The organism is Nonomuraea sediminis (assembly GCF_018531495.1).
In the GTDB taxonomy this organism is placed as follows: Bacteria; Actinomycetota; Actinomycetes; order Streptosporangiales; family Streptosporangiaceae; genus Nonomuraea; species Nonomuraea sediminis.
In genome coordinates, this window is the sequence record NZ_JAHDTI010000009.1 from 77,057 (window position 1) to 103,700 (window position 26,644).

Sequence of the window (26,644 nt, forward strand, 5' to 3'; positions counted from 1 at the left end):
TCTCACCGGATCTTGTCGTAGAAGTCGGGGACGCCGCGGCCCCAGCCGACGCCGGGCAGCTCGGCGGGCCAGCGGGTGTTCAGCAGACGGGTGCCGAGGTCGGCCTGCGGGATGTCGATGCGGAAGTTCTGCATGGTCGCGACGCCAGGAACCGCTTAGGACAGGATCGGTCCTAAGCGGATCCCCGGCGCCGTCAGGGGCAGGCCGGGACGGGGTCGAGCCTGTCCGCGGTGCGGCGCAGCGTGCGTGCCAGCCGGATCTTCGCCGGCGGCTTGTCGGGCTTGACCGGGGCCTCCGGCAGGGCCTCGTGGAGCGAGCCCTGGTACCCCATCGCGGTCTCGTGGGCCAGGACCTGCATGGCATCCATGTTCCCTCCTTCTTAATGCATTAAGACCTTAATCAATTAAGTAGCGTCAGGCAATAGGGTTGGTGGATGGCCAAGGTCACGTTGCAGACGATCGCCGACCGTCTCGGGGTCTCGCGGGCCACCGTCTCCTACGCCTTCTCACGGCCGGACCAGGTCAGCGACGGGCTGCGCAGGCGCGTGATGGAGATCGCGGACGAGCTCGGCTACGCGGGGCCCAACCCGACGGCGCGGTCGCTGCGGCTGGGCCGCGCCGGGGCTCTCGGCCTGCTGTTCAGCGAGACCCTGCCGTACGCCTTCGCCGACCCCTACGCCATCGGCTTCTTCCAGGGCATCGCCGCGGCGGCCGAGGAGGCGGGGGTGGGGCTGCTGATCCTGCCGATCCCGCACGGCGACCGGCGCTCCGACACGGTGCGCGACGCGGTGGTGGACGCCTTCTGCGTGATCTCCCTGCCCGACCGCCATCCGGCCCTGGCCGAGGTGCTGGCCCGCAAGCTGCCCGTGGTCGTGGTGGACGAGCCGTACGTGGAGGGCCATCCCCTGGTAGGCATCGACGAACTGGCGGCGGGGGCGGAGGCGGCCGGGCACGTGCTCGGCCTGGGGCACCGGCGGGTCGGGGTCGCCATGGTCGGCCTGCACGAGGACGGCTACACCGGCTGGGCCGATCCCGCCCGGCGCGACGGCGCGGTGTTCGAGGCCATGCGCACCCGGATGAACGGCTACCGGACGGCCTGCGAGGCGGCCGGGGTCGCCTGGCCCGCCGTACCGTTCTACGAGGTGGCACGCAACTCCAGGGACATGGGCAGGAAGGCGGGCCACGCGCTGCTGTCGGCGGACCCGCGGCCGACGGCGATCCTGACCAACACCGACGTGCTGGCGCTCGGCGTGCTCGATGCAGCCGCCGATCTGGGGCTCGCAGTGCCGGGAGACCTGTCGGTGGTCGGCTTCTCCGACAGCGCCGCGCAGGAGGCGGGACTGACCACGATCCGCCAGCCCAAGCAGGAGATCGGCGAGGCCGCGGGGCGCATGCTGCTGTCGGGCGGCGCCCTTGAGCCGGGCAGGCGCGTCTTCCCGCACGAGCTGGTCGTGCGGACTTCGACGGCGCCGATCAGATCGTGAAGCCGGCGTAGCCGGTGGCGGCCACCTCCTCGCACCTGGCCCGGTAGAGGCCGACCCCGCCCACGTAGGGCAGGAAGACTCGGGGCTTGCCCGGCACGTTGGCGCCCATGTACCAGGAGTCGGCCCTGGGGAAGAGCGTGTAGCCGGCCACCTCGGCCACGTGCGCGCCCCAGGCGTCCTCGGCCGCGGGGTCGGCGTCGATGGTGCGCCCGTCCAGGTGCGCCAGGCAGCCGGCGATCCAGTCCACGTGCTGCTCGATCGAGACGATCATGTTGCTGAGCACCGAAGGGCTGCCCGGCCCGGTGATCGTGAACAGGTTGGGGAATCCGGCGCTCATCAACCCCAGATAGGTCTTCGGCCCGGCCGCCCACTTGTCGCGCAGCGGGAGGCCGCCCTTGCCGCGGATGTCGATGTTCAGCAGCGGCCCGGTCAGCGCGTCGAACCCGGTGGCGAACACGATCACGTCCACCGGGTGCTCGCCCGCGGTGGTGCGCACGCCGTACCTGGTGAACTCCTCCAGCGGCGCCGTCCTGAGGTCGGCGAGCCTCACGTTGGGGCGGTTGAACGTGGCGTAGTAGCCGGTGTCGACGCAGATGCGCTTGCTGCCGATCGGGTGGTCGTACGGCGTGAGCTTCTCGGCGACCCGCGATTCCGTGACCGTGGCGCGGATCTTGCCGCGGACGAAGTCGGCGGCCGCGGTGTTGGCCTCCTCGCTGACCAGCAGGTCGGAGAAGGAGCCGAGGAAGGCGATGCCGCCGCGCTCCCAGCGTTCCTCGAAGGCGCTCAGTCGCGCTTCAGGGCCGGCCGACAGGGCCGAGTCGGGGTTGGGCGTGGTCATCAGGCCGCTGTGGGTGGCGCGCATGCCGGCGCGGATCTCGCCGTGGTTGTCCTTGAACCACTTCTCGTAGGCGGGGTCCATGGGGCCGTTGCGGGCGGGGACGCTGAAGTTCGCGGTCCGCTGGAACACGGTGACGTGCTCGGCGACCTGGGCGATCTCCGGGATGGCCTGGATGCCGGACGAGCCGGTGCCGATGACGGCGACCCGCTTGCCCGCCAGGTCCACGCCCTCGTGCGGCCACCGGCCCGTGTGGTGGGTCGCGCCGTGGAACATCGGCAGGTCGGGCACGCGCGGGGCGGAGGCGAGGCAGCCGACGGCGGCGATCAGGTACCGGGCGGTGACCCGCTCCCCCTGGGAGGTCTCGACGGTCCATCCGTCGTCGAAGGCGGCGCTCGTCACCCTGGTGCGGAAGGCGATGTCCCTGCGCAGGTCGAAGCGGTCGGCGACGTGATCGAGGTAGCGCAGGATCTCGGGCTGGGAGGCGTAGCGCTCGCTCCAGGCCCACTCCCGCTGGAGGTCCTCGGAGAAGGAGTAGGAGTACTCAAGGCTCGGCACGTCGCACCTGGCGCCCGGATACCGGTTCCAGTACCAGGTCCCGCCCACGCCGTCGCCCGCCTCGAACACCTGGACGTCCATGCCGAGGCCGCGCAGCCGGTGGAGCATGTACAGGCCCGCGAACCCGGCGCCGATGATGATGGCATCTTTTTGGAGCACGATTCCAGGAAAACACCGGAACATCCGGCGTCAAGGTCATCGCCGTGGCGGAACTCCGCGCCGACGCCCCTCGTTGATCGGCTCGACAGAGCTTCCCGCCCCGCATGAGGAGTGTCGGCACTGATCAGATTACGGCTGGCCGCCATCGTCGCACCTGTCCTCATGGTCGCGGGATGCGCGGCCCCGACCCCCAGTCCCACCCCCGCCCGGACGCCCGCCACCGATGCACCGACAGAGCAGCCGGCGCAGGACACGGACACCGAGGACCCGGGCTTCATCGAGATCTGCGTGAACAGGAAGACCCTGGTCCGGGTGAACTACCGAGGCTGCGACGACGCGCGACCCGGCCGCGCCTGGTACTTCCTCCCGCTGCGGGCCAAGGTCCCCGCCACCGGGTCGAAGGCGAAGAAGGGCTCGTTCAGGCAACCGTCCGGTGAGACCTACCGGGCTCCGGCCAAGGGCGGCGTCGGCTCGGACGTGATGATCACCGACATCGACGACCGCGTGCAGGTGTGCGTCCGCCAGGCCACGCGCATCAGGGTCTCCGACATCAGGTGCGACGACGGCGAGAAGGGCTACGCCTGGTACTACATCCGCATGGACGGCCACGTCCCGCGGGTCGGCAGGCAGGCCGAGGAAGGCTCCTTCCGCGAGCCGTACAGCGAGGCGTACCGGGCGCGCAGGAGCGGCGGCGACGCCGCCAAGGCGGCGATCGACTACGAGGATCCCGATGCGCCCGAGGAGACCGAGGAGACCGACGAAGAACACTGCACCGCCACCATCGACGGCGACTGCGTCGACACCGACCACTGCGTCGAGACGGTGGACGGTGTGTGCACCCAGACCGATGACGAGAGCCTGGGACCGGTCTCCGGCAAGTGCAGGAACGTCTTCACCGGCAAGCGCTGGACGCGGCGGTGCAGGTACTAGGTCAGGTCGCGCGCATCAGGCCGTGGCAGGCGATCGCCGCAGCGGCCACCACGTTGAGCGAGTCGACCCCGGCGGCCATCGCGGCGGCGCTCATCGGGATGCAGACGGGCACGTCGGCCTCCGCCAGCCAGTGCGAGGACAGCCCGTCGCCCTCCGACCCGAGCAGCAGCGCCACCCGCTCCCCCAGTTCGACCTGGTCGATCGAGGTCGCCTCCTGGTCCGGTGTGAGGGCCAGGGTCTGGAAGCCCGCCTTGCGCAGCTGATCGAGGCCGTCGAACCAGTCGGACATCCTGGCGTACGGGATCGAGAAGACCGCGCCCATCGACACCTTGACCGACCTGCGGTAGAGCGGGTCCGCGCAGCGCGGTGAGAGGATCACGCCCTCCACCCCGAGCGCCGCCGCGCACCGGAAGATCGCCCCGACGTTGCCGTGGTCGACCAGGTCCTCCAGGACCAGCAGGCGCCGCAGGCCGGTGAGCTTGTCCACCGGCGGCAACGGCAGCCTGGCCATGGAGGCCATCGCGCCCCGGTGCACCGGGAACCCGGCGATGCCCGCCATGACCTCGTCGCTCGCCACGTAGACCGTGGCGTCGCCGAGCACGTCCGCCAGCGACTCCAGCCAGCGTTGCGTGGTCAGCACGGAGCGGATCGGGTATCCGGCGCCGATCGCCCGCCGGATCACCTTCTCCCCCTCGGCCAGGAACAGCCCGCGCTCGGCCTCCAGGCTCTTGCGCAACTCCACGTCGCGCATCCGGGTGTAGTCAGCCAGGCGCGGATCGTCCGCCGAGGTCACGTACTCAAGCACCCTCCGATACTGCCACGAGCCGCCTGACCTGCCAGACGGCCGCGTAACAGGTCAGCACCAGGCACAGGCCGATAACGGTGCCCGCGCCCACCTTGGTGATCACGCTGGGCAGGCCCAGTTGCGGCGCCGGCTCGTCGACCAGCGGCCACAGCAGGGCGCCGGTCACGGTCCCCACCGCGCTGGCCAGCAGGACGGCCCGCCGTACCCAGGGGCTGATCCGCAGCCGCTCGGGCAGGACGGTCGGCGACATGCGCGACAGGCCCCGCCACGCCCACCACACCACGATCGCCAGTCCGACGACCGAGGAGATGTACTGCAGCAGCCGGAACAGGTGGATGACGCCGAACACCGACGTCCCCAGCCAGGCGCCCCACTGGATGCTGGCGTAGGAGTGGGTGAAGGAGTCCCACAGCACGTGGCTGGCGGCGCCGATCACGCCGCCCACGACCATGGCGGGCAGCGAGCGGGACGGCGCGAGCAGCGCCGCCCTGGCCGCGAGCGGCGGCGGCAGCAGCGAGATCAGCGGCTCCCTGAACATCAGGTGGAAGAGCCCGAGCAGGACGAGCACCGCGGACAGGTCGAGCGTGACCACGCCCACCCACGAGTGCCAGTAGCGGTATTCAGGCAGGAACGGCAGGAAGATCGGCATATCGGGCACCATCGCGCCGATGGCCAGCGCCCATGGATCTGCCCATTTGGTCTTCATGAAAGGGACTACGGCTGCGATATGGCTTGGCGTGAACGGCACTGACCCTCCCCCGTGAACGATCACTTCGACGATAACCCGGTGAATCTTGACCGATCCTTTCCCGCTTGCCATAAAGTCACGCTAAGTAATGGGTATGGTACGTAGCGCTGTCGACGGCCGGGTGGCGGGAGTTCGGAGGATCAAGGTGCCTGACCAGCGGGTTCACGCACATCCGGCCGCGTCAGCCGATTGGCTCCGGGACGCGAGGCGGGCCCGGACACTGTCGATCGCCACACTTGCATGGCTCTCCGTGGAGAGCACGCTCGGCCTGTTCGCCGGCCTGTCGGCGCACTCGGTGGCGCTGATCGGCTGGGGGCTGTCGGCGTTCGTGGAGGCGGCCGCGAGCCTCATCGTGGTCTGGCGCTTCACCGGCTCGCGCATGCTGTCCCCCGGCGCGGAGACGACCGCGCGCCGCCTGGTCGCGGCGAGCTTCTGGCTGCTGGCGCCCTACCTGATCGCGCACGTCGGCTACGACCTGGGGCACGGCTACCGCTCCTCGCCGACCGCGCTCGGCATCGCCGTGACGACTGTCAGCCTGGTCAGCATGCCCGCCCTGGGCCTGGCCAAGCGACGGCTCGGGGTACGGCTGGCCTCCACGGCGACCGCCGGGGAGGGCACGCAGAACCTGATCTGCGCCGCGATGGCCGCGGGCGTGCTGGCCGGACTGTGGCTCAACACACTCGGCTGGTGGTGGGTGGACCCGGCGATGGCGGTGGCGCTCGCGGCGGTGGCCGTGCGGGAAGGAATCCGCGCGTGGCACGGTCACGCATGCTGCCATTGACCGCAACGCTAGGTAATCGTCGCACCAAAAGGGCTGTTTTGCCACACGAAGCGTACCGAGTATCGTTCCGGAGGTATTGCGGAGCATCTCCCGCTAGGGTCTCCGGAAGGTCTCGACACATACCGAAGAGGACATCGTGGGGCGACATCGCACAGACGAGCTCGATGATGGTTATCGAGCCCAGGGTCCTCCCCCTCCCCGCAGGAGAAGCAGCGCAGGCAGGGGCAGGGTGCTCGTCCCGCTGGCCGGTGCCGTGGCGCTGGCCGTACTGCTCGGTGTCGCCGCGTTCGTCATCTTCAACCGCGACCACGACTGCTCGGGCGGCAAGCTGCCACTGCGCGTGACGGCCTCGGCGGACATCCAGCCCGCGCTGAACAAGATCGCCGGAACCTACAACAAGGCGCTGCACTCGATCGACAGCCGCTGCGTCGAGGTCACCGTGGCCAAGGAGGCCACCGCGCGCACCGCCGGCGGCCTGGCCGCCGGGAAGGTCAACGCCGACCTGTGGGTGGCCGACTCCAGCCTGGTGGTGGCGCGGCTGCGCGCCGAGCCCGCGGCCGCCGCCGCGATCCCCGAGCCGGGCGCCTCGATCGCGACCACGCCGGTCGTGCTGGCGGCCGCCAAGTCCTCGGCCGCCAAGCTGTCGGGCAGCCTGCAGCCCAGCTGGTCGGGCATGATCGCCGCGTCGAACGTGGCGAACCCGGACGGGCCCGTCAAGAAGGTCCGCGTGCTGGCGCTCGATCCGCAGAAGAACTCGGCCGGCATGGCCGCGCTGCTGGCCGCCGCGGGCCTGGCCAAGAAGTCCGGCCAGGACAAGGCGCTGGTCGGCGCGCTCAAGGAGCTGTCGACCCAGCTGGTCGCCGACCCCGGCTCGCTGCTGGCCAGCCTGACGGTCAAGTCGGGCAACCGGGTCCCGGTGGGCGTCACCTCCGAGCAGGCCATCTACCTCTACAACACCAAGAAGCCCGAGACGCCGGTGGTGCCGCTGTACCCGGCCGAGGGCACGCTGAGCCTGGACTACCCGGTCCTGGTGCTCACCAAGGACGCGGGGGTGCAGAAGGCGGCGGCGGCCTTCCAGAAGGAGCTCGCCCTCGACTGGGCTCAGAAGGTCCTGCGCGACCAGGGCTTCCGCAGCCCCGACGGCAAGGCGGGCGACTCGCTGTCCAAGGACAAGGGCTTCGACCCCAAGGCCCCGCAGGCGCTGCCCGCGCCTGACGCCAAGACCGTGGCCAGCATGGGCCAGACCTGGTCCAGGCTGAACCTGGGCACCAGGATGCTCACCCTGCTCGACGTCTCGGGCACGATGGCGCTGCCGGTGCCGGGCACGAACATGACCCGTATGCAGGCCATCAGCAAGATCGCCACCGAGGGCCTCGGCCTGTTCCCCGCGGACGCGGAGATCGGCGTGTGGGCGTTCTCCACCTTCCTCGACGGCACCAAGGACTGGAAGGAAGCGGTCTCCGTCGGCCCGCTCAGCGAGACGGTCAACGGCGTGACCCGCAAGGACCTGCTGGCCAGGCAGTTGGCCACGATCCAGGCCAAGGCCACGGGCGACACCGGGCTCAACGACACGCTCAAGGCCGCCTACGCCGACATGACCGAGAACTACGCGGGCGACAAGATCAACACGATCCTGATCCTGACCGACGGCGCGGGCAACGACGACCCGAACGGCGGCACCAGCGACGCGCAGATCCTGAAGTTCCTCAAGGACAAGTACGACCCCAAGCGCCCGGTCAGCATCCTGCTGATCGCCTTCGGCCCCGACGCGCCCAAGGGCAAGAAGCAGATGGACGCGCTGGCCCAGGCCACCGGCGGCGAGGCGTACATCGCCAAGAACGTCCTGCAGGTGCGCGACTTCTTCCTGCAGGGCATGCAGCGCCGCCTCTGCGCCCCCAAGTGTGACGGCTGACTCCCTGGTAACAAGCCATACCCGGCCGTTATGACCCGTCATCCACGGACATGCCGGGCACGTCCTAACCGCACAGTCACACCTGCGGGGAGGGAAGATCCGTGCCCGGATGGCCGACCGTCGACCGCGCCGACGACCACCAGCTGGCGGACGCCCTGCGGCGCGCGGACCCCGACGCCCCCGCCAGGCTCTACGACGCCTACGCGGAACGCCTGCACGACTACGCCTGCTCGCTGACCGGTGACCGCGACAGCGCGGCCGACTCCGTGCACGACGCGATCGTCACCGCCCAGGGCCGGGTCGACCGGCTCAAGGAGGGCACCAGGCTGCGGTCGTGGCTGTACGCGCTGACCAGGTTCCAGGCCATGGCCAGGCTCGCCCGAAAGGACGACGAGGGCCTGCCGCCACCCGTGCTCGACGACCCGGACGACCCGGAGCTGGCCGAGCTGGTGCACGAGGCGCTGGGCGAGCTGAGCAGGAACGAGCGCGAGGTGCTCGAGCTGTCGGTCAGGCACGGGCTGACCCCGGCCGAGGTGGGCGGCGTGCTCGGGCTCACCTCCCGCCAGGCCGCCTCCCGCCTCGGCCGGGCCCGCGACCACCTGGAGAACGCGGCCGCCGCCGTCGTGCTGGCCAGGACCGGGCGGGCGCACTGCCCCGACCTGTCGGCCATGGTCGACTCGTGGGAGGGGCCCCTCACCCCGCTGCTGCGGCGCCGCCTGTCAGGGCACATCAGCGGGTGCGAGGTGTGCACCGAGGGGCGGCACCGCCAGGTCTCGGCGGCCAGGCTGCTCGACCTGGTGCCGGTGGCGTTCCCGCCGATCTCGCTGCGCCGCCGGGTGATCGACACCTGCGGCGATCCGGAGTCCGACCAGACCCGCGTGCTGATCACCGACCGCAGCGACAGCTTCGACAGGAGCGGCTTCCCCGCTCCGGCCAGGTCCACCGGCTCCCGCAGGCGCCGCGGTACGGCCAGGCGCCGCGAGACCGGCGACCCCACCGAGGCGCTCGACCTCGGCGCCGGCTCGCACCGGCTGGACCTGGACGGCCACCCCCGGCGCAGGCGGCGCAGGCTGGCGCCGGTCCTGCTGTCCGGGATCGCGGTGCTGGCGGCCACCGGAACCATGGTCGTGCTCAACCGCGGCGCCGACGGCACGGACGCGGCGGCGCTTCACCTGGTGCCCACCCCCTCGGCCACGGCCACCAGCGCCGAGCCGGATCTCCAGACCGCCACCGAGCCGCCCGACGACCCGACCACGACGTCAAGCCCCGAGCTCACGGTGAACACCACGCCACCGCCGACCAGCCGGCCCGCGCCCGCGGCGACCACCACCCGGCCGGCGGCCCCGGCGCCCACGGCCACCCGCCGCCGCCCGCTGCCGGGCGCCAAGCTCGCGGTGTCGTGCCCCGGCACGCTCGACGGCGCCGCGAAGATCGGGCTCTCGGCCCGCAACGCGACCGTGACGTGGAGCGCGACCTCCAGCGCCGGGCTCGACGTCTTCCCCGCCACCGGCACGATCAAGGCCGGCGGCTCGGTGGCGATCTGGGTGACGGCCAACAACCCGGACGAGGCGGGCAGCGGCTCGGTGTCGTTCGCCTCCAACGGCGGTGGCGCCGGCTGCTCGCTGACCTGGCATGGCCACCAGCCCCAGGTTTCCGACCCGCCCACTGACGTCCCCAGTTCCCCGCCCGCGACGCCGACCGACACCGCGCCGTCCGGCGGCGAGAGCAGCACCGCGTCGCAGCCTCTCGGATCATGAGAGAGCAACGTCACACAAGATCTGGTGCCAGCTAATACTAGAGTGACAAACGGGGATAAAACGGACCCTGACTCGAAGATCCACCCACATATAGGGCATCCTGGTGTGCTTGGGGATCGCACGGGCCTGGGTCTTGACGGTGTGTTTATCGACACACGAGAAAAATCGGCTCCTGGGTAAACCGGAGCGCTTCTCCAAGCGTCGGCATTGACGTGTCCAGGGGCGGATTGGTCCCATGACAATGCGATCAATCGTGCCCGTAGTCTGCCAGGAGCCAGGAGAGAGACAGTAGATGCTCAAGCACCGCAGAGCGCTCAAGGCGTTCACGTGGCTGCTCGCGCTCGCGTGCATCGCGGGTGCGGTGATCGCGCTCTTCGACATAGAGACGCCGCTGCGCCCGCTCCTGATCTCGCTGTTCCTTCTCGTCGTTCCCGGCGCAGCGGTCGTCGGACTGTTGCGTGATCGTGACCCGCTTGCCGCACTATCAGTAGGAGCCGCGGCAAGTCTCGTCATGAACGTTCTCCTTGCCCAGGCCATGCTGCTCTTCCACGCGTGGTCTCCGAGGGCCGGCGTGGCTACCGTCGCCGTGCTCGGAGGGTTCATGTACGTGCTTCGCGTGTTGTACCGGGGGAAGAACATGCAGACCGAACAGGGGGCCAGGGCAAGGTGAACATCTCAGTCGTTCGCCCGGGGGAGCTCGGCGACTCCGAACGGTCCCGATGGCGGGAGATACAGAAAGCCGATCCGAGCCTCGACAACCCGTTCCTTTCTGTCGAGTTCGCCCTGGCGATGGACCGCTTGCGCGACTACGTGAGGGTGGCGGTCATCCAGGATGCAAACCGGATAGTCGGGTTCTTCCCCTATGAAAGACACAGTTTTGGGATCGGGAAGCCGCTGGGCGGCTTCCTCACTACGTGTCACGGTTTGATCTCAATTCCGGACCTGAAGGTCGACGCCAAGGCGCTGCTGCGTGCGTGCAAGCTGAGCGTCTTCGACTTCGACCATCTGGTCGCGGGGCAGCCGACGTTCGCCCCGTACGAGACCGACGTCCGCCCGGCGCCGGTCATGGACTTCACCGCGGGCTTCGAGGCCTGGATCGACCAGGTGAAGGCCAACTCCCCGAAGAATCTGAAGACCGTGCGCTACAAGGAGCGCAAACTCGGCAGGGAGCAGGGTGACCTGCGCTTCGAGTGGGCCTCGGCCGACAAGAAGGTGCTCGATACGCTGCTCGCCTGGAAGTCAGACCAGTACCGGCGTACCGGCAGAGTGGACCGTTTCGCTCAGCCGTGGATCGTCCAGCTGATCGAGGAGATGCACGGGCTCGCCACGCCCGACTTCTCCGGGGTCCTGACGATGCTGTACGCCGGGGACGTCCCGGTCGCCGGCCATTTCGGACTGCGGACGGCCACCACGCTGGTCGGATGGTTCCCCGCTTACGACACCGAGTACGCCCGTTACTCCCCGGGCATCGTCCACCACCTGCAGATGGCCGAGGCCGCTGCGGGAGCGGGCCTGCACATGGTCGACATGGGCAAGGGCGGCAAGGAGTACAAGGACTGGCTCAAGAGCGGAGTCCTGTACGTCGCCGAGGGCCGCATCTCCAGACCCTCCGCGGCGGCGGCGGTCCACTGGATGGGGAGAACTCCTTTCAACAAAGCCCGAACAATTGTCATGGATCGACCGTCTCTCTATAGAGCGGCCGATCGTGTCCTGAAGGGCTTCGGTCGGGTGCGCACCTCTCTGCACCAAGAGTCACCCAACCCAGTTGTCAAGGAACCAACCGGAGCGCGTTGAGCGCTCCACCCTCGCCCCAGCAGTAACAGCAGCACAGCACACCACAGCACCCACCCTCACCTCATTGGACCCTCCAATGCACCGTTCTCCGCATCCGCCATTCCCTCAGCACCCCGGGGTGGTTGCTCGCGGTGGGGTCCCGGAAGGATTTCCCTCACCATGAGTCCCGAGATCACCAAGCACAACGGCAAGGTCATCAATGGCCCGTTGCGCTCGATGCCGCCGATTGAGCGGTTCACGCCCCTCACGCCTCACCTGGCCATATCTCCAACGGTGAGCGTCGTGGTGCCGGCGATGAACGAGGCGGAGAACCTCCCGCATGTCTTCGCCACACTCCCCCAGTGGATCGACGAGATCGTCCTGGTGGACGGCAGGTCGGTCGACGACACCGTCGCGGTCGCCAGGCGGCTGCGCCCGAACGTGAAGATCGTCACCCAGACCGGCAAGGGCAAGGGCGACGCGCTGGCCGCCGGCTTCGCCGCCTGCACCGGCGACATCATCGTGATGATCGATGCCGACGGCTCCACCGACGGCCACGAGATCATCGCGTTCGTCGGCGCGCTGGTGACGGGCGCTGACTTCGTCAAGGGCTCGCGCTACGCCGCCGGCGGCGGCAGCGACGACCTGACCTTCAGCCGCCGCTTCGGCAACAAGGTCCTCACCGGCCTGGTGAACCTGATGTACGGCACGCAGTACACCGACCTGTGCTACGGCTACAACGCCTTCTGGGCCCGCCACCTGGACGTGCTCGACCTCGACTGCGACGGCTTCGAGGTGGAGACGCTGATGAACGTGCGGGCCGCCAAGGCCGGGTTGAAGGTGCACGAGGTGCCCAGCCACGAACGCTGCCGCATCCATGGTGAGAGCAACCTGCGGGCCGTCCGCGACGGCTTCCGGGTGCTCAAGACCATCCTGCGTGAGTGGCGCAGGCAGCCTGCGCCCGCGCAGCCCGAGCCAACCGCCGCCCCAGCCGCCGACCGGGGCGTCGCTTAATTCGAAGGCCAGTGAAGTGAACACGTCCGTCGTCATCTGCGTCTACACCGAGGAGCGCTGGGAGGACATCAGACAGGCAGTGGAATCGGTCGGAAACCAGACCCGCCCGCCGTACGAGCTGATTCTGGTGGTCGACCACAACCCGGACCTGCATCTGAAACTCAAGCGCGCGTACCCGCAGGCAGTCGTCGTGGAGAACACCCACGAGCAGGGCCTGTCCGGCGGCAAGAACACCGGGGCCGACGTGGCCACCGGTGACATCGTCGCCTACCTCGACGACGACGCGGTCGCCGATCCCGGCTGGCTGGAGGCTTTGGAGGAGGGCTTCCAGGATCCGGATGTCGTCGGCGTCGGCGGTCGGACCGATCCACTCTGGGCCTCCAAGCGCAGGCCGCGGTGGTTCCCCTACGAGTTCGACTGGACCGTCGGGTGCACCTACCGCGGCATGCCCGAGGTCAAGGCGCCCATCCGCAACGTCATGGGCGGCAACGCCGCCTTCCGCAGGGAGGTCGTGGCCGAGGTCGGCGGCTTCCACAGCGGGATCGGCCGCAGCGTGCAGGGACGCAAGTCCAGGCCGCTGGGCTGCGAGGAGACCGAGTTCTGCATCCGGCTGAGCCAGCGCAAGCCGGGCGCGGTCATGCTGTTCCAGCCGAGCGCCGTGATCGGGCACAAGGTGTCCAGGCAGCGCGAGCGCTTCGCCTACTTCCGCTCCCGCTGCTACGCCGAGGGCCTGTCCAAGGCGCTGGTGACGCGGGAGGTCGGGTCGCAGGACGGCCTGGCGAGCGAGCGCGCGCACGCGATGAAGACCCTGCCCCTCGGCGCGCTGCGCGGCGTCGGCGAGGCGCTCCGCGGTGACGTCGGAGGTCTGGGCAGGGCCGCCGCGATCGTGATCGGCCTGGCCTGGACGACCTGGGGCTACGTGGTCGGATCCTGGAGGCTGCGATGACCCGCGTACCGATCCTGATGTACCACTCGGTCACCGACCGGCCGACCGAGGAGACCAAGCCGCACTCGGTCAGGCCGTCCGCCCTGGCCGAGCAGCTGGCCTACCTGTCGGAGAGCGGGTTCACGCCGCTCACGCTGGGCGCGCTGGTCGCCTCGGTGAACAAGCACGCCCTGCCGCCCAAGCCGATCGTGGTGACCTTCGACGACGGCTACGCCGACTTCCACAGTGCGGCGCTGCCGCTGCTCGAGCGCTACAACTTCCCCGCCACGGTCTTCCTGACCAGCGGGTGGGTGGCCGACGCGGGCGGCGACGCGGCCGGGCGGCCGCTCGACGCCATGCTGTCCTGGAGCCAGGCCCGCGAGGCCGCCCAGACCGGCATCGAGATCGGCGGCCACAGCCACAGCCACCCGCAGCTCGACCAGTTGCGCACCGAGGACCTGCGCCAGGAGCTGCGCAGGAACAAGGGCCTGTTGGAGGAGAAGATCGGCGCCCCGGTGGCCACCATGGCCTACCCCTTCGGCTACTCCAGCGCCAGGGTCCGCCGCGAGGTGCGCAGGGCCGGCTACTTCGCCGCCTGCGCCGTGAACAACATGATCGCCGCGGACCGCCACGACATGCTCGCCATCCCCCGGCTGACCGTCTCCTACCACACGAACCTCAGCATGTTCAGGCGCGCCGTCGAGGGCAGCGCCGTACCGCTGATCTACCTGCGCGAGCGCATCCTCACCAAGGGATACGCGGTCGTCAGGCGGACCAGGTACGGCCTGCAGCGGGTGCGCGGACATGTCTAGGCTCTGGCAGCGGATCCTGCGCGATCTCAGCAACCCGCTGTTCCGCAACGGTTACGCGCTGATGGCCAACACGGTCATCACCGCGACGCTCGGCATGGGCTACTGGCTGCTGGCCGCGCACTTCTTCTCACCCGAGGAGTTCGGGCGCGGGCAGGCGACGATCACCGCGATGCGGCTGTTCGCCTCGCTGATGGCGCTCGGCTTCCAGGGCGCGATCGTCACGTTCCTGCCGATCGCGGGCCGCCGCACGCCGGAGTTCATCCTGCGCGGGTACGGCGTGGCCGCCGCGGCCGGCGGGGCGGCGGCGGTCGGGTTCCTGCTGACGCTGCCCCTGTGGGGCCAGACCTACCAGGTGCTCGGCGGGTTCGGACCCGGCGTGTTCTTCCTGGGCTCGGTCCTGGTGTGGGCGGTGTTCACGCTGCAGGACTACGTGCTCGTCGGGCTGCGCAAGGCCACCTGGGTACCGCTGAACAACCTGGTCTTCGGCGTGGTCAAGATGGGCCTGCTGATCGCCATGGCCGGCGCGCTGCCCACCGGCGGCATCTTCGTCTCCTGGATCGTGCCCACGGCTCTGGCGCTGATCCCGGTCAACTGGTTCATCTTCGGCTACGCCGTTCCCAAGTACGTCAGGGAGCACTCCGCCGACCGCGAGCCGCCGCAGCTGCGCGAGGTGGGTCGCTTCCTGGCCGGGGACTTCCCCGGCCAGCTGTCGATGATGGCCATCGTGTACCTGGTGCCGGTGGTGATCGCTACCCAGGTGGGCGAGGCCACGTTCGGGCGTTTCTCGATGGCCCACACGCTGGCCAGCATGATCGAGCTGCTGGCGATGAACATGGCGGCCTCGCTCACGGCGGAGGGCTCCTTCGACCGGAGCAGGCTGGCCGCCAACAGCCGCAGGGCGCTCAAACGGGCCTTCCTGCTCATCACGCCGTGCATCGTGGTGGCGATCGTGGCCGCGCCGCTGATCCTGTCGATCTTCGGCAAGGAGTTCGCGGCCGAGGGGACGACGCTGCTGCGGCTGATGGCGCTGGCCGTCTTCCCGCGGGTGCTGATCGAGGTCTACCTGAGCACGCTGCGGGCGCAGAAGGTGGCCAAGCGGCTGGCCGCGATCCAGATCGGGCTGGCCGGGCTGGTGCTGGTCTCCACCGTGTCGCTGTTCCCGCTCGCGGGGGTCGACGCGGTCGGGTACGGCGTGCTGCTCAGCGAGATCCTGATGGCAATTTTGATCTTCCCCGGACTACGTAAAGTTCTCAAATTTGGCGAAACAGGGCAGCCCAGCGTCACTCAGGGGTCGCCCGGGGCCGCATGATGGTCAACGTGAGGCAACGGGACGGCGATGGCATGACAACGGGGATCACCGGCTCCTCCGGGGTGCGAGGGGAGACAGGGGAGGAGTCAGACGTGTCCTTCGATCCGGAGGCAACCGGGGTGATCCCCCGGCTGTCGCTACCGGACCCGGATGAGTCATCCGGACCGGACGAGGACACCCCTGACACCTCGGACCTTTCGGTTCCCGAAGACTCCTCGGACGCTGCGGACATGCCGGGCGCCGAGGACTCTCCGGGCGATGACGAGGACGAGACCACGACGACGCAGCGGCTTCCCGAGTCGTTCGTCGTCAAGATCGGTGCTCCTCCGACGCCCGCCGAGGCGGAGCCCGAGACGCCCGCCGTACCGGAGGAGAAGGCCGAGACGGCGGACACGGACGACACCGCGCCCGCGCTGAAGCGTCCCGAGGCCAAGCCTCCCGTCGAGCGCAAGCCTCCGGCCGACGCGAAGCCGTCGGGTGAGGCCGAGCGCACCGTCAACCTGCGGCTTCCCGGCGGCGCCAAGCCCGCGCGGGAGTCCGGGCTGGCCAGGCTCGTGGTCGAGGCCCCGCCCGAGGCCCCATCTGAGGCCTCGCCGCAGAGTGCGGCGGCTCCCGCGCCGGTGGCCCCCGCCAAGCCGGCCAAGCCCGCGCAGAAGCCGCAGGCGCCGGCGAAGCCCGGCGGGCTGGCCGGCAGGGCCGCGCAGCTCGTGCTGGCCGCGCCGAGCTGGCTGCCGGTGCTGCTCACCGTCGAGGGCCTGATCATGTACGTGCTGGCGCTGAAGGTGGCGCCTGGCCCGCTGCGGGGCGTCGATCCGAACGCCATCAACGGTCTGGGTCTGATCGCCGCGCTGCCGCTGAGCGCGTTCGCGGCGCTCCTCATCATGATGGTGTCGTTCTTCGTCACCGTGGCTCAGAGCACGGACAGGAAGTTCCTGCTGCTGTTCCAGATCGCGGTCATCACGTTCGCGCTGCACGGCGCGGGCGCGCTGGTGGCCACGGAGCCGCGCTTCCCCACGGCGTACATCCATGCCGGATTCGTGGAGTTCATCGGCAGGAGCGGCGAGACCGCGATCAACATCGACGCCCGGATGGGCTGGCCGGGGTTCTTCGCGCTGTTCGCCTTCGTGACGAAGGCGGCGGGGATCACCGACCTGACGCCGATCCTGCAGTGGACGCCGCTGCTGTCGAACCTGCTCTACCTGCTGCCGTTCGTGCTGATCCTGCGCCAGGTGGTGGCCACCACGCGGGCCCGCTGGTTCGCGGCGCTGCTGTTCGTCCTGGTGCAGTGGATCGGCCAGGACTACTTCTCGCCGCAGGGCTTCACCTTCGCTCTCTACCTGGCCTTCGTGGCGATCCTGATGCGCTGGTTCGGCCGGGTCGAGCAGCGCACCGAGCCGCTGCCGGAGAAGGGGAAGATCCGCAGGCTGCTGGCCAAGCTCGACGCGATGACGCCCGGCGAGATCGCCAACACCGGGACCTACCGGGCCGACCGGCTGCTGATGCTGATGCTGCTGATCGCCCTGTTCTTCGCGGCGACGGCCTCACACCAGATCACGCCGTTCATGATGCTCGGCGTGCTGGCCGCGTGCCTGCTGTTCAAGCGGACCAGGCTGACCTGGGCGCTGCCGTTCTTCCTCGGCCTGGTGGTGCTGGCCTGGATCAGCTACCAGACGGTCGGCTTCTGGGCCGGCCAGATCGACGCGATCTTCGGCGGGTTCGGCCGGCTCATCCAGAACTTCGTCAACAGCTCCAGCGGCCGGATCGAGGGCAGTGACCCCGCGCACGCGATGGTGCTGAAGGCCCGGCTGGGCATCCTGGTGATCATCCTGTCGCTGGCCGCCGTCGGGCTGCTGCGGCGGCTGCGGCGCGGGGTCCACGACCGGATGGCGATGATCCTGCTGTGCGTCCCCGTGCTGGCGATGGGCCTGCAGAGCTACGGCGGCGAGATGGGCCTGCGCGTCTACATGTTCGCGCTGCCCGGATCCTGCCTGCTGGCGGCGTACGCGTTCTTCCCGAACCTGCCGGCCGACAGTGCCGACGTGCGGGAGGAGACGGTGCCCATCCGCAAGCGGAACGTGCGCTTCAACCCGCAGCTGACCAAGAAGCTGTCGGTCGTGCTCGCGGCCTGCTTCGCGGTGCTGTTCGCCGGGCTGTTCCTGCTGGCCCGCTACGGCAACGAGAAGTTCGAGCGGGTCACCACCGGTGAGATCGCAGCCATGAAGTACGTCTACGACCACGACAAGCCCAGTGCCCGCGTGCTGTACCTGGTGCCCAAGGCCAGCCCCGAGGTCACGCCTACCCTGCCGTGGGGCGCCAAGGACGTCGAGATCGTCAACTTCAACGGCCAGGCCAAGGTGAACAAGGACCCGACGCAGATCCAGGACGCGGTCGATGCGCTGAAGGCGCGCGACCGCAACACCTATCTCGTGGTCAGCCGCGGGCAGGTCAGCTACCTGCAGCTCAACGAGGGCTTCCCTGAGGGCTGGGGCGAGAAGTTCAGGGCCGCGCTCGACGCGTCCCCCGACGTGAAGAAGGTCTTCTCCAACGCCGACGCGGCGCTCTACACATGGAAGAAGTTCGTCAAGGGCACGGAGATCCCCGATCCCCAGCCCTACAAGGGGCGGGGTGACCCGACCACGCCATGGACGCCCATCGGGGTCGCGGGGCTGGCTGTGACGTGGATCGCGCTCTTCGGCTACGAGGTGATCCGTCTGCACGGACCCGAGCGCGCTCCGCGTGCGCGGCGTCGCCTGCTCTACGTGGCGATTCCGGCGTTCCTGGTCGCATTCGGCGTGATCATCGAGCGATTCATCTATATCGCTCTAAATCACTGAATTCACAGGAAACTCTCAGGTTATGCGGGATGATGTTCGCTGATGACGACTCAGGAGACTTTTCGCACTATGGGGGACGGGCGACTCGCGGCATCGCGAATCACGTCGGTTGACGCGTTACGCGGGTTCTCCCTTCTCGGGATCCTCGTCGTCAACATCGCCTACCTCGCCTCCGGCTACCGGATGGCCGGTCTGGCCGAGCCCGCCTTCGACTCGCCGTTCGACTGGGTCGTCCGGTGGGTCGTCACGATGTTCCTGGAGAACAAGTTCTACCTGCTGTTCTCCTTCCTGTTCGGCTACAGCTTCACGCTGCAACTGGACTCCGCCGTACGGCAGGGCAAGGCGTTCGTGCCGATGTTCCTGCGCCGCCTGGCCGGGCTGCTCCTGCTCGGCCTGGCGCACGCGATCCTGCTGTTCCCCGGCGACATCCTGACCACCTACGCCTTCGTCGGGCTCGCCCTGCTGATCCTGCGCAAGATCAAGCCCAAGACCGCCGTGATGCTGGCGATCGGGCTCACCTCGCTGCTGGCGCTCGGATTCGTGCTGCTGGCCGTGCTGTCGATGCTGGGGCTCGAGACCGCGGGCACGGTCTCGCACGGCACCGCCGAGGCGATCAAGTCCGACGCCGCGATGGACGGCTCGGCCCTGCAGATCATCGCCGAGCACCTGCGCAAGCTGTCGCTCATCGTGCTGCTGCGCATCTTCTTCCAGGGACCCGCCGTGCTGGCCGCCTGTCTCATCGGGCTGGCGATCGGCAAGCTGGGCGTGCTGCGCGACCTGGGCTCGCACACCGCGGCCCTGCGCAGGCTCCAGTGGGTCGGCTTCACGGTCGGCATCGCCGGGGCCTTCTTCTACACGCAGTCGGCGTGGAACGGCGCCTTCCACAAGTTCCTCGGGCAGGCCGTCGACCTGGTCACCGCTCCCCTGCTCGCCGCCGCCTACGCGGCCACGTTCCTGCGGCTGCTGCCGTACATCCCGCGGGTGGGCGCGATGCTGGCGGCACCGGGGCGGATGGCGCTGTCGAACTATCTGGGGCAGTCGCTGATCTGCTCGCTCATCTTCACCGGGTACGGCCTGGCCCTGGTGGACCGGGTGAGCCCGCCGCTGCTCGTGGTGATCGCGGTGGGCATCTTCGGGGTACAGGTGGCCTACAGCCATTTCTGGCTGCGGGGGCATCGCTACGGGCCCGTGGAGTGGCTGCTGCGCTTCCTCACCTACTGGAGCAGGCCGTCGTCGCGGTCCTACCGGGCGCGCCACTCCTCCACGACCGTCTAGGAGGCCGGCGGTGAAGTATCTGATCCTGATCTACCGGAACCCGTCCACCAGGAAGATCTGGGAGGAGGGCTTCACCGACGCCGACCGTGCCGCGGCCTACCGCGCCTACGCCGAGCTCAACGACTCGCTGACGGCCTCGGGCGAGCTGATCGTCTCGGAGTCGCTCATGGACGTGGAGGAGGCCAGGCACGTCATCGTGCGCGACGGCAGGGCGCTGGCGAGCGACGGGCCGTTCGCCGAGGTCAAGGAGCTGCTGGCCGGTTTCTACCTGGTGGAGGCCGACAGCATGGACAGGGCCGTGGAGATCGCGGCCGCCATCCCGGAGGTGGCGGTGGGCGCCGCCGAGATCCGGCCGGTGCGCGAGTTGCCGTGACGGCCCGCCGTACAGCGTCATGACGGGCTTCGAAGGGCTGGTGCGGGAGCTGGCGCCGGTGGTCCTGGGCGCGCTGATGCGGCGATTCGGCGACTTCGCCGGGTGCGAGGACGCCGTGCAGGAGGCGCTGCTCGCGGCCGCCACGCAGTGGCCCGAGCAGGGAGTGCCGGACGATCCGAAGGGCTGGCTGATCACGGTCGCCTCGCGGCGCAGGATCGAGGCGTGGCGCAGCGAGACGGCCCGCCGGCGGCGCGAGGAGAGCGTGGCCATGGCCGAGGTGGAGCAGGAGCCCGTGGCAGCCGTGGACGACACGCTCACGCTGCTGTTCCTGTGCTGCCATCCGGCGCTCACGCCGGCCACGCAGGTGGCGCTGACGCTGCGCGCGGTGGGCGGGCTGACGACCGGAGAGATCGCCAGGGCGTTCCTGGTGCCCGAGGCCACGATGGGGCAGCGGATCAGCCGGGCCAAGCAGCGGATCAAGGACAGCGGGGCGCGCTTCGTGATGCCGCCGCCCGGTGAGCGGGCCGAGCGGATGGCGGCCATGCTGCACGTGCTCTACCTGATCTTCAACGAGGGCTACGCGGCCAGCTCGGGCGCGGACCTGCAGCGGGTCGAGCTCACCGCGGAGGCGGTCCGCATGACCCGGCAGCTGCGCGTCCTGCTGCCCGGCGACGACGAGGTGGCGGGGCTGCTGGCGCTCATGCTCCTCATCGACGCGCGCAGGGCGGCCAGGACCGGCGCCGACGGCGCGCTGATACCGCTCGACGAGCAGGACCGCGGCCTGTGGGACCCGGCGGCGATCGCCGAGGGCGTAGAGCTGATCACCAAGACGCTGGCCTCGGGGCCGCTGGGTCCCTACCAGGTGCAGGCGGCGATCGCGGCCGTGCACGACGAGGCGGCGCGGGCCGAGGACACCGACTGGCCGCAGATCCTGGGCCTGTACGACCTGCTCGAGCACCTCGCGCCGGGCCCGATGGTCACGCTCAACCGGGTGGTGGCCCTGGCCATGGTGGAGGGACCCGAGGCGGGCCTGGCCGAGCTGTCCACGATCGAGCTCCAGGAGCACTACCGGGTGCACGCCGTACGGGCTCATCTGCTGGAACTGGCGGGCGCGGCCGATGCGGCGCGCGGCGAGTACGAGCAGGCCGCGCGCGGCACGCTCAGCCTGCCCGAGCAGCGCTACCTGCGCGCGCGGGCCGCCCGGCTCGGCCTCACTTGAGTGAGGTGTCTCCCGCCGCTTCGAGCAGGTGACGCAGCAGCCCGGCGAACTGCTCGCGCTGCTCGGGGTCCAGGGCCGCCAGCATCCGTTTCTCGTTCTCCACGTGCAGGTCGACGAGCCGGTCGATGAGCTCGTGACCGTGCGGCGTGAGCCGCACCCGCACCGACCTGCGGTCGTCAGGGTCGGGAGTGCGCTCGACGAGACCCTTGCGCTCCATCTTGTCGATCCTGTTGGTGATCGCCCCTGACGTCACCATCGCGGCCTTGAGCAGCGCGCCCGCGTTCAGCTCGTACGGCGGGCCGCTGCGCCGCAGCGTGGCCAGCACGTCGAACTCGAAGTACTCCAGCCCGTGCTCGGTGAAGAACTCCCTGAGCTGCCGGTCGAAGACCCGGGACAGCCTGGAGACCCGCCCCACGATGCCCATCGGCCACACGTCCAGGTCGGGACGCTCCCGCCCCCACTGCGCGATCAGCTCGTCGACGGCGTCGGCCACGGAAATCCTCTCAATGGAAATAATCTCAACGTTCAGATACTTTGTCTCAACGTTGAGATTATCAATGAGAGGCGATCCGGATGTCCACCATCACGGCCCCGCGGGTCCTGAGCACCCGCCACGCGAGCGACCTGGTGCTCGCAGCCCTGGCGCCGGCCAGCTGGGGCACCACCTACGTGGTCACCACGACCCTGCTCCCGCCTGACCGGCCGTTGCTGGCCGCCACGATGCGGGCCCTTCCCGCCGGACTGGTGCTGCTCGCCTTCACCCGCCGCCTGCCGAAGGGCTCGTGGTGGTGGAAGTCGGCGGTGCTCGGCATGTTGAACTTCGGGGCGTTCTTCCCGCTGATCTTCTTCGCGGCCTACCGGCTGCCCGGCGGGGTCGCCTCCACGATCGGCTCCGTCCAGCCGCTGGTCGTGGCGTTGCTGTCGCTGGTGGTGCTGCAGGTCAGGCCCGCGCGTGCCGTACTGCTGTCAGCCCTTGCCGGCACGGGCGGTGTGGCGCTGCTGACGTTGAGCTCGGCGGCGCGGCTCGATCCGCTCGGGATCGCGGCCATGCTGACCGCGACCACGCTGATGGCCACCGCGATCGTGCTGGCCAAGAAGTGGGGGCGGCCCGAGTCGCCGCTGGTGATGACCGGATGGCAGCTGACCGTGGGCGGCGTCGTGCTGCTCCCGCTGACCCTGCTGGTCGAGGGGGTTCCCGCCGCGATCACCGGCACGAACCTGCTCGGGTTCGCCTACTTGGGGATCGTCGGGACCGCGCTGGCCTACGCGCTGTGGTTCCGCGGCATCGACCGGCTCCAGCCCACCTCGCTGTCGCTGCTCGGCCTGACGAACCCGCTGGTCGCCACGCTGGCCGGACTGCTGATCCTGGGGCAGACGCTCACCGGGTGGCAGCTGGTCGGCTTCACGCTCGCGCTCGGCGCCCTGGTCGCCGGCCAGACCCTGGGGAGCAGGAAGTGAACGCCCGCAGAGGATGGCTGGCCGTCATCGCGGTCGCCGTCGGAACCTTCGCCATGGTCACCGTCGAGTCCCTGCCCGTCGGGCTGCTCACCGCGATCAGCGGCGCGCTCCACATCTCCCCCGGTACGGCGGGCCTCATGGTGACCGTGCCCGGACTGGTCGCCGCGGCCACCGCGCCGCTGCTGCCGGTCGTGATCCGGCGGCTCGACCGGCGGATCGTGCTCCTCGGACTGATGGCGCTGATGGTGCTGGCCACGCTGCTGTCGGCCGTCGCGAACGGGTTCCCTGTGCTGCTCGCCTCGCGGTTCCTGGCGGGCGTCAGCATCGGCGGGTTCTGGGCGCTGGCCGCGAGCGTCGCCGTCCGGCTGGTCTCCCCGCAGCACATGGGGCGGGCGACCTCGCTGGCCTTCGGCGGCGCCACGGCGGCCAACGTGCTCGGCGTGCCGGCGGGCACGCTGCTCGGCGAGCTGACGGGCTGGCGGGCCTCGTTCCTGGCCGTGGCCGGGCTGGGGCTGCTGGTGGCGCTGGCGCTGCTCGTGCTGCTGCCCCCGCTGCCCGCCACCTCGGCCGTGAGCGTGGGGACGCTGGTCTCGCAGCTGCGCAACCCGGCGATCCGCGTCGCGGTGCTGGCCACGTTCCTGCTGGTCGGCGGGCACTGGGCGGCGTTCACCTTCGTCAGCCCGCTGCTGCAGTCCGTCTCGGGGGTTCCCGCGGCCGCGATCGGGCCTGTCCAGCTGGGGTTCGGCGTCGCCGGGATCCTCGGCACGTTCCTCGCGGGCGTGGTGGCCGGGCGTGACGTGCGGGCCGCCGTGGCCGGCAGCAGCCTGCTGCTCGCGGCGGTCCTGGCCCTCTTCCCGCTCGCCGGGGGCACCCCGGTGACCGGGATCGGCCTGGTCCTGCTGTGGGGCCTGGCCTTCGGCGGCGTGCCCGTCGGGGTGCAGATGCTGATCTTCAAGGCCGCCCCCGACGCGGCCGAGGCGGCCAGCGCGCTCAACACCTCGGTCTTCAACCTGGCCATCGCCCTGGGCGCCCTGTTCGGCGGCATCGTCGTCGACACGGTCACGCTCACGGGCGTCCTCTGGCTCGGCGCGGCCCTCACCGTCCTGACCACGCTGGTCGTCCTGCGGGCCCGCGTGGGCCGCCCGCTCGAACCCGCTACGCCACGAGCCTGAGCCCCACCTCCACCATCACCCACCCGAGCCGCCGCCGCAGAGCGCCCCTGTGGCGCCTCGCGGCGGCCGCCTGGTGGGCCAGCCGCCACCTGGCGGCCTCCGCCTGCAGCTCGGCCGCGCGCATCTGTTGCAGGTAGCGGTGCATACCAGGATCCATCCCCCGACCTCCTCAGCGGCTCCATCCCTCGGTGACGTCGGAATCTCAGCGTCGGAAGGGGAGGCCTAAGAAGGTGGCCGTGAAGGACCACACGCGGAGCGGGTGCCCCGGTGCCTTGAGCTGCTCCGCATCCGAGATGCGGGATGGCTCGGTGGCAGCCATGGGGTCAGTCTAGGTACGCCGGGAAAGTCGAACCGTAAAGGGTTGTGCATTTCGGAAGATACTTCCGGCGGGTCTCAGCCTCGTCGCCATCCTCTGAGCCACTGCCCGGCACCCCACCGCCGTTCGTCGCAGGATCGATCCGTGCACGACGAGCCGGGTGCCGGTCTCGACGCTGAAGAAGGAGACGGCCCCATGAGGTAGTTCGTGAGACCGATGGCCGCTGCTAGATGTCTCATACCCCCACGCTAGGAAGCATCTGGCGCAGAGATATAGTCCAGATCTATGGAGGATCAGTGGTCCAGATGGGGACTTGATCTCCACCTGCATCTCCGGCCGGAAGCAGGCCTGCGAGCCGGTCTGGAGCACGCCCTGCGTGATGCCATGCGCCGAGGCCAGCTCCCGCCGGGAACGCCGCTGCCTTCGTCCCGGACGCTCGCACGTGATCTGGGCGTCGCGCGTGGCACGGTCACCCAGGCGCTGGACCAGCTCATCGCCGAGGGGTATCTGGAGTCGAGGCCGCGGTCGGGCATTCGCGTGGCCCCGCACCCCACCGCGCCCCCCGAGGAAGCCGCACCGCCGCCCCCGGCCACTCTGCCGCCCGTACGGGGCGTGGATCTCCGGTCGGGCTTTCCCGACCTGGCCGCCTTCCCGCGACGCGAGTGGCTCGCCGCCACCCGGCACGTCATGCAGAAGGCCCCCAACACCGCGTTCGGCTACCGCGAGCGAGCCGGAGCCCTCGAGCTGCGGCAGGCGCTGGCGGAGTACCTCGGCCGGTCCCGCGGTGTCGTCGCCACACCGGCCCACATCATCGTGTGCGCGGGCTACACCCATGCGCTGCGCGTGATCTGCCAGATCCTGGGGCAACACCTGGGCTCCCCCGCCAGGATCGCCTTCGAGGACCCGACCGAGCCCGACTACCCCGTGCTCGCCGAACAGCTGGGCCACAGCGCCCTTCGCGTCCCGATCGACGACGAGGGGCTGATCGTCGAGGAGCTCACGCGCGAGAACGCCGCCGTCGTCACCCCCGCCCACCAGTATCCGCTCGGAGTCACGCTGAGCCCCGCCCGCCGCGTCGAGCTCGTGTCCTGGGCACGGCGAGCCGGCGGATTCATCGTCGAGGACGACTACGACGGCGAGTTCCGCTACGACCGCCAGCCGGTCGGCGCCCTCCAGGGCATGGCACCCGACCGGGTCATCTACGCGGGAACCGCCAGCAAGACCATCGCTCCCGGCCTGCGTCTGGCCTGGCTCGTCCTCCCTGACTGTCTCCTCGCCCCGCTGCAGGAGGCGACGCGCTGGGACGAGTCCTACGTCAACGTCATCGACCAGCTCGTCCTCGCCCGGCTCATCGAGACGGGCGAGTTCGACCGCCACGTGCGCCGCTGCCGGACCAGCTACCGCCGGCGCCGGGACCTGCTCGGCGACGCCGTCACCCGGCAACTGCCCCACGGACGGCTCTCCGGCATCGCCGCGGGCCTGCACGCCGTCCTCCGCCTCCCCGGAGACTCACAGCAGGAGGCCCGGCTCGTCACCCACCTGGCCGAGCGCAGCATCCACGTCGACGGCATCTCGTCCTTCTACGACCGGCCGGAGGAGTCCCCGCTCGGCATCCTCATCGGTTACGCGACCCCGGCCGACCACGCCTACGGCAACGCGGTCACGTCTCTCATCAGCGCTCTGCATGCGCATTTCGGTCAGGCCGGGGTCCCGAAGACCATGCGGTGAGCGCGGGCGGTGTCCATGTATTCGCGGACCCGGTGGATCCGGCCGCCACGCAGTTCGAAGACGAAGCAGTAGTCGTTGGCGTAGGCGTTGCCGTTGGCCAGGGTGGCGGTCATCGTCTCCTCGACGATCACGCGGTCGCCGGAGGCGTACATGCCGTGGAAGTCGATGGCGACGTCCTTGACGAACATGCGCAGGAAGTCGACGGCGATGAAGCCGGTGATCGCCTTCCTGCCGACCAGGTGGCTGGGACCGCCCAGGGCGACGGCGGTGGCGTTGCCCGGCGGGGCCAGCCACTCGGCATCCTCGGTGAAGAAGGGCTCGATCTCGGTGGCGTCGTGCCCGGCGAAAGCGCGCCAGGCGTTCGTGACGACGTCCAGGTTCTCCTGCGACATACCGGCCAACCCTAGGCTTCGCCGCCGCCGCGAACTCGCCATATCCGGACAGGGTCGGGCGGGAGGCCGGCCGGTG

At 69.9% G+C, this 26,644-nt stretch carries 26 protein-coding genes; 18 read left to right on the forward strand and 8 right to left on the reverse strand.

The genetic code is table 11. The features are described from left to right. Positions 1-2 precede the first annotated feature (2 nt). Positions 3-134 (reverse strand): hypothetical protein, encoded by a 132-nt coding sequence (locus tag KIK09_RS59480; RefSeq protein WP_275956370.1) that lies wholly within the window; start codon positions 132-134, stop codon positions 3-5. Between the two features lie 59 nt (positions 135-193). Next, positions 194-367, reverse strand: coding sequence for a hypothetical protein (locus tag KIK09_RS31985; RefSeq protein WP_214323135.1), 174 nt, complete (start codon positions 365-367; stop codon positions 194-196). 66 nt (positions 368-433) lie between these two features. Here KIK09_RS31985 and KIK09_RS31990 point away from each other — a divergent pair, with 66 nt between their 5' ends. Continuing rightward, positions 434-1,483 carry a LacI family DNA-binding transcriptional regulator gene (locus KIK09_RS31990; RefSeq protein WP_214323136.1) on the forward strand — a complete coding sequence of 350 codons (1,050 nt, stop codon included), beginning with the start codon at positions 434-436 and terminating at the stop codon, positions 1,481-1,483. Here KIK09_RS31990 and KIK09_RS31995 read toward each other — a convergent pair. Next, entirely contained in the window at positions 1,473-3,035 is a 1,563-nt protein-coding gene (locus KIK09_RS31995; protein ID WP_308164401.1) for a flavin-containing monooxygenase, read from the reverse strand. The two genes, KIK09_RS31990 and KIK09_RS31995, sit on opposite strands and share 11 nt — an antisense overlap. 111 nt (positions 3,036-3,146) lie before the next feature. Here KIK09_RS31995 and KIK09_RS32000 point away from each other — a divergent pair, with 111 nt between their 5' ends. After that, the gene (locus tag KIK09_RS32000) at positions 3,147-3,965 is read left to right on the forward strand and encodes a hypothetical protein (RefSeq protein WP_214323138.1); all 819 of its coding nucleotides are present in this window, start codon (positions 3,147-3,149) and stop codon (positions 3,963-3,965) included. Position 3,966: 1 nt separating this feature from the next. Here the strand turns inward: KIK09_RS32000 and KIK09_RS32005 are convergent, their stop codons facing one another. Then, complete coding sequence (locus KIK09_RS32005; protein ID WP_214323596.1) at positions 3,967-4,716, reverse strand: TrmH family RNA methyltransferase; 750 nt, start codon at positions 4,714-4,716, stop codon at positions 3,967-3,969. A 46-nt stretch (positions 4,717-4,762) separates the two neighbouring features. Then, on the reverse strand, positions 4,763-5,542 hold the full coding sequence (locus tag KIK09_RS32010; RefSeq protein WP_308164402.1) for a DUF4184 family protein: 780 nt from the start codon (positions 5,540-5,542) through the stop codon (positions 4,763-4,765). 226 nt (positions 5,543-5,768) lie between these two features. Here KIK09_RS32010 and KIK09_RS32015 point away from each other — a divergent pair, with 226 nt between their 5' ends. The 13 genes from KIK09_RS32015 to KIK09_RS32075 all read left to right on the forward strand — a co-directional run bounded on the left by KIK09_RS32015 (position 5,769) and on the right by KIK09_RS32075 (position 21,502). After that, positions 5,769-6,299, forward strand: coding sequence for a cation diffusion facilitator family transporter (locus KIK09_RS32015; RefSeq protein WP_308164403.1), 531 nt, complete (start codon positions 5,769-5,771; stop codon positions 6,297-6,299). A 229-nt stretch (positions 6,300-6,528) separates the two neighbouring features. Beyond that, complete coding sequence (locus tag KIK09_RS32020) at positions 6,529-8,211, forward strand: substrate-binding domain-containing protein (protein WP_214323140.1); 1,683 nt, start codon at positions 6,529-6,531, stop codon at positions 8,209-8,211. A 101-nt stretch (positions 8,212-8,312) separates the two neighbouring features. Continuing rightward, positions 8,313-9,968 carry a sigma-70 family RNA polymerase sigma factor gene (locus tag KIK09_RS32025; protein WP_214323141.1) on the forward strand — a complete coding sequence of 552 codons (1,656 nt, stop codon included), beginning with the start codon at positions 8,313-8,315 and terminating at the stop codon, positions 9,966-9,968. 292 nt (positions 9,969-10,260) lie between these two features. Then, the gene (locus KIK09_RS32030; protein WP_214323142.1) at positions 10,261-10,638 is read left to right on the forward strand and encodes a hypothetical protein; all 378 of its coding nucleotides are present in this window, start codon (positions 10,261-10,263) and stop codon (positions 10,636-10,638) included. Positions 10,639-10,892: 254 nt separating this feature from the next. After that, the gene (locus KIK09_RS32035) at positions 10,893-11,762 is read left to right on the forward strand and encodes a GNAT family N-acetyltransferase (RefSeq protein WP_250574117.1); all 870 of its coding nucleotides are present in this window, start codon (positions 10,893-10,895) and stop codon (positions 11,760-11,762) included. A 159-nt stretch (positions 11,763-11,921) separates the two neighbouring features. Next, entirely contained in the window at positions 11,922-12,755 is an 834-nt protein-coding gene (locus tag KIK09_RS32040) for a glycosyltransferase family 2 protein (RefSeq protein WP_214323144.1), read from the forward strand. 16 nt (positions 12,756-12,771) lie between these two features. Then, positions 12,772-13,701: a glycosyltransferase family 2 protein gene (locus KIK09_RS32045; RefSeq protein WP_214323145.1), complete on the forward strand. Its 930-nt coding sequence runs from the start codon at positions 12,772-12,774 to the stop codon at positions 13,699-13,701. After that, a complete protein-coding gene (locus KIK09_RS32050; protein ID WP_214323146.1) occupies positions 13,698-14,492 on the forward strand; it encodes a polysaccharide deacetylase family protein in 795 nt (264 codons plus the stop codon). Before KIK09_RS32045 ends, KIK09_RS32050 begins: the two co-directional genes overlap by 4 nt. Next, a complete protein-coding gene (locus tag KIK09_RS32055) occupies positions 14,485-15,801 on the forward strand; it encodes a lipopolysaccharide biosynthesis protein (protein WP_214323147.1) in 1,317 nt (438 codons plus the stop codon). The genes KIK09_RS32050 and KIK09_RS32055 overlap by 8 nt, the downstream gene beginning before the upstream one ends. 92 nt (positions 15,802-15,893) lie before the next feature. Continuing rightward, positions 15,894-18,635: an ICP22 family protein gene (locus KIK09_RS32060; protein WP_214323148.1), complete on the forward strand. Its 2,742-nt coding sequence runs from the start codon at positions 15,894-15,896 to the stop codon at positions 18,633-18,635. 69 nt (positions 18,636-18,704) lie between these two features. After that, on the forward strand, positions 18,705-19,910 hold the full coding sequence (locus tag KIK09_RS32065; RefSeq protein WP_250574118.1) for a DUF418 domain-containing protein: 1,206 nt from the start codon (positions 18,705-18,707) through the stop codon (positions 19,908-19,910). 10 nt (positions 19,911-19,920) lie between these two features. After that, on the forward strand, positions 19,921-20,283 hold the full coding sequence (locus KIK09_RS32070; protein WP_214323150.1) for a YciI family protein: 363 nt from the start codon (positions 19,921-19,923) through the stop codon (positions 20,281-20,283). 19 nt (positions 20,284-20,302) lie between these two features. Continuing rightward, complete coding sequence (locus tag KIK09_RS32075; RefSeq protein ID WP_214323151.1) at positions 20,303-21,502, forward strand: RNA polymerase sigma factor; 1,200 nt, start codon at positions 20,303-20,305, stop codon at positions 21,500-21,502. On the opposite strand, the gene KIK09_RS32080 is transcribed toward KIK09_RS32075, so the two are convergent. Further along, positions 21,495-21,995, reverse strand: a complete 501-nt coding sequence (locus tag KIK09_RS32080; protein WP_214323152.1) for a MarR family winged helix-turn-helix transcriptional regulator — start codon at positions 21,993-21,995, stop codon at positions 21,495-21,497. The genes KIK09_RS32075 and KIK09_RS32080 overlap by 8 nt on opposite strands. Before the next feature lie 80 nt (positions 21,996-22,075). Here KIK09_RS32080 and KIK09_RS32085 point away from each other — a divergent pair, with 80 nt between their 5' ends. Both KIK09_RS32085 and KIK09_RS32090 read left to right on the forward strand, forming a co-directional pair. After that, complete coding sequence (locus tag KIK09_RS32085) at positions 22,076-22,960, forward strand: EamA family transporter (protein WP_250574119.1); 885 nt, start codon at positions 22,076-22,078, stop codon at positions 22,958-22,960. Next, the gene (locus KIK09_RS32090; RefSeq protein WP_308164404.1) at positions 22,957-24,132 is read left to right on the forward strand and encodes an MFS transporter; all 1,176 of its coding nucleotides are present in this window, start codon (positions 22,957-22,959) and stop codon (positions 24,130-24,132) included. The genes KIK09_RS32085 and KIK09_RS32090 overlap by 4 nt, the downstream gene beginning before the upstream one ends. On the opposite strand, the gene KIK09_RS32095 is transcribed toward KIK09_RS32090, so the two are convergent. Next, positions 24,116-24,289 (reverse strand): hypothetical protein, encoded by a 174-nt coding sequence (locus KIK09_RS32095; RefSeq protein WP_214323153.1) that lies wholly within the window; start codon positions 24,287-24,289, stop codon positions 24,116-24,118. The genes KIK09_RS32090 and KIK09_RS32095 overlap by 17 nt on opposite strands. 444 nt (positions 24,290-24,733) lie before the next feature. On the opposite strand from KIK09_RS32095, the gene pdxR reads away from it, so the two are divergent. Continuing rightward, complete coding sequence (gene pdxR, locus KIK09_RS32100; RefSeq protein WP_275956345.1) at positions 24,734-26,176, forward strand: MocR-like pyridoxine biosynthesis transcription factor PdxR; 1,443 nt, start codon at positions 24,734-24,736, stop codon at positions 26,174-26,176. Here the strand turns inward: pdxR and KIK09_RS32105 are convergent. Then, entirely contained in the window at positions 26,146-26,568 is a 423-nt protein-coding gene (locus KIK09_RS32105; protein ID WP_214323155.1) for a nuclear transport factor 2 family protein, read from the reverse strand. The two genes, pdxR and KIK09_RS32105, sit on opposite strands and share 31 nt — an antisense overlap. Between the last annotated feature and the right edge of the window lie 76 nt (positions 26,569-26,644).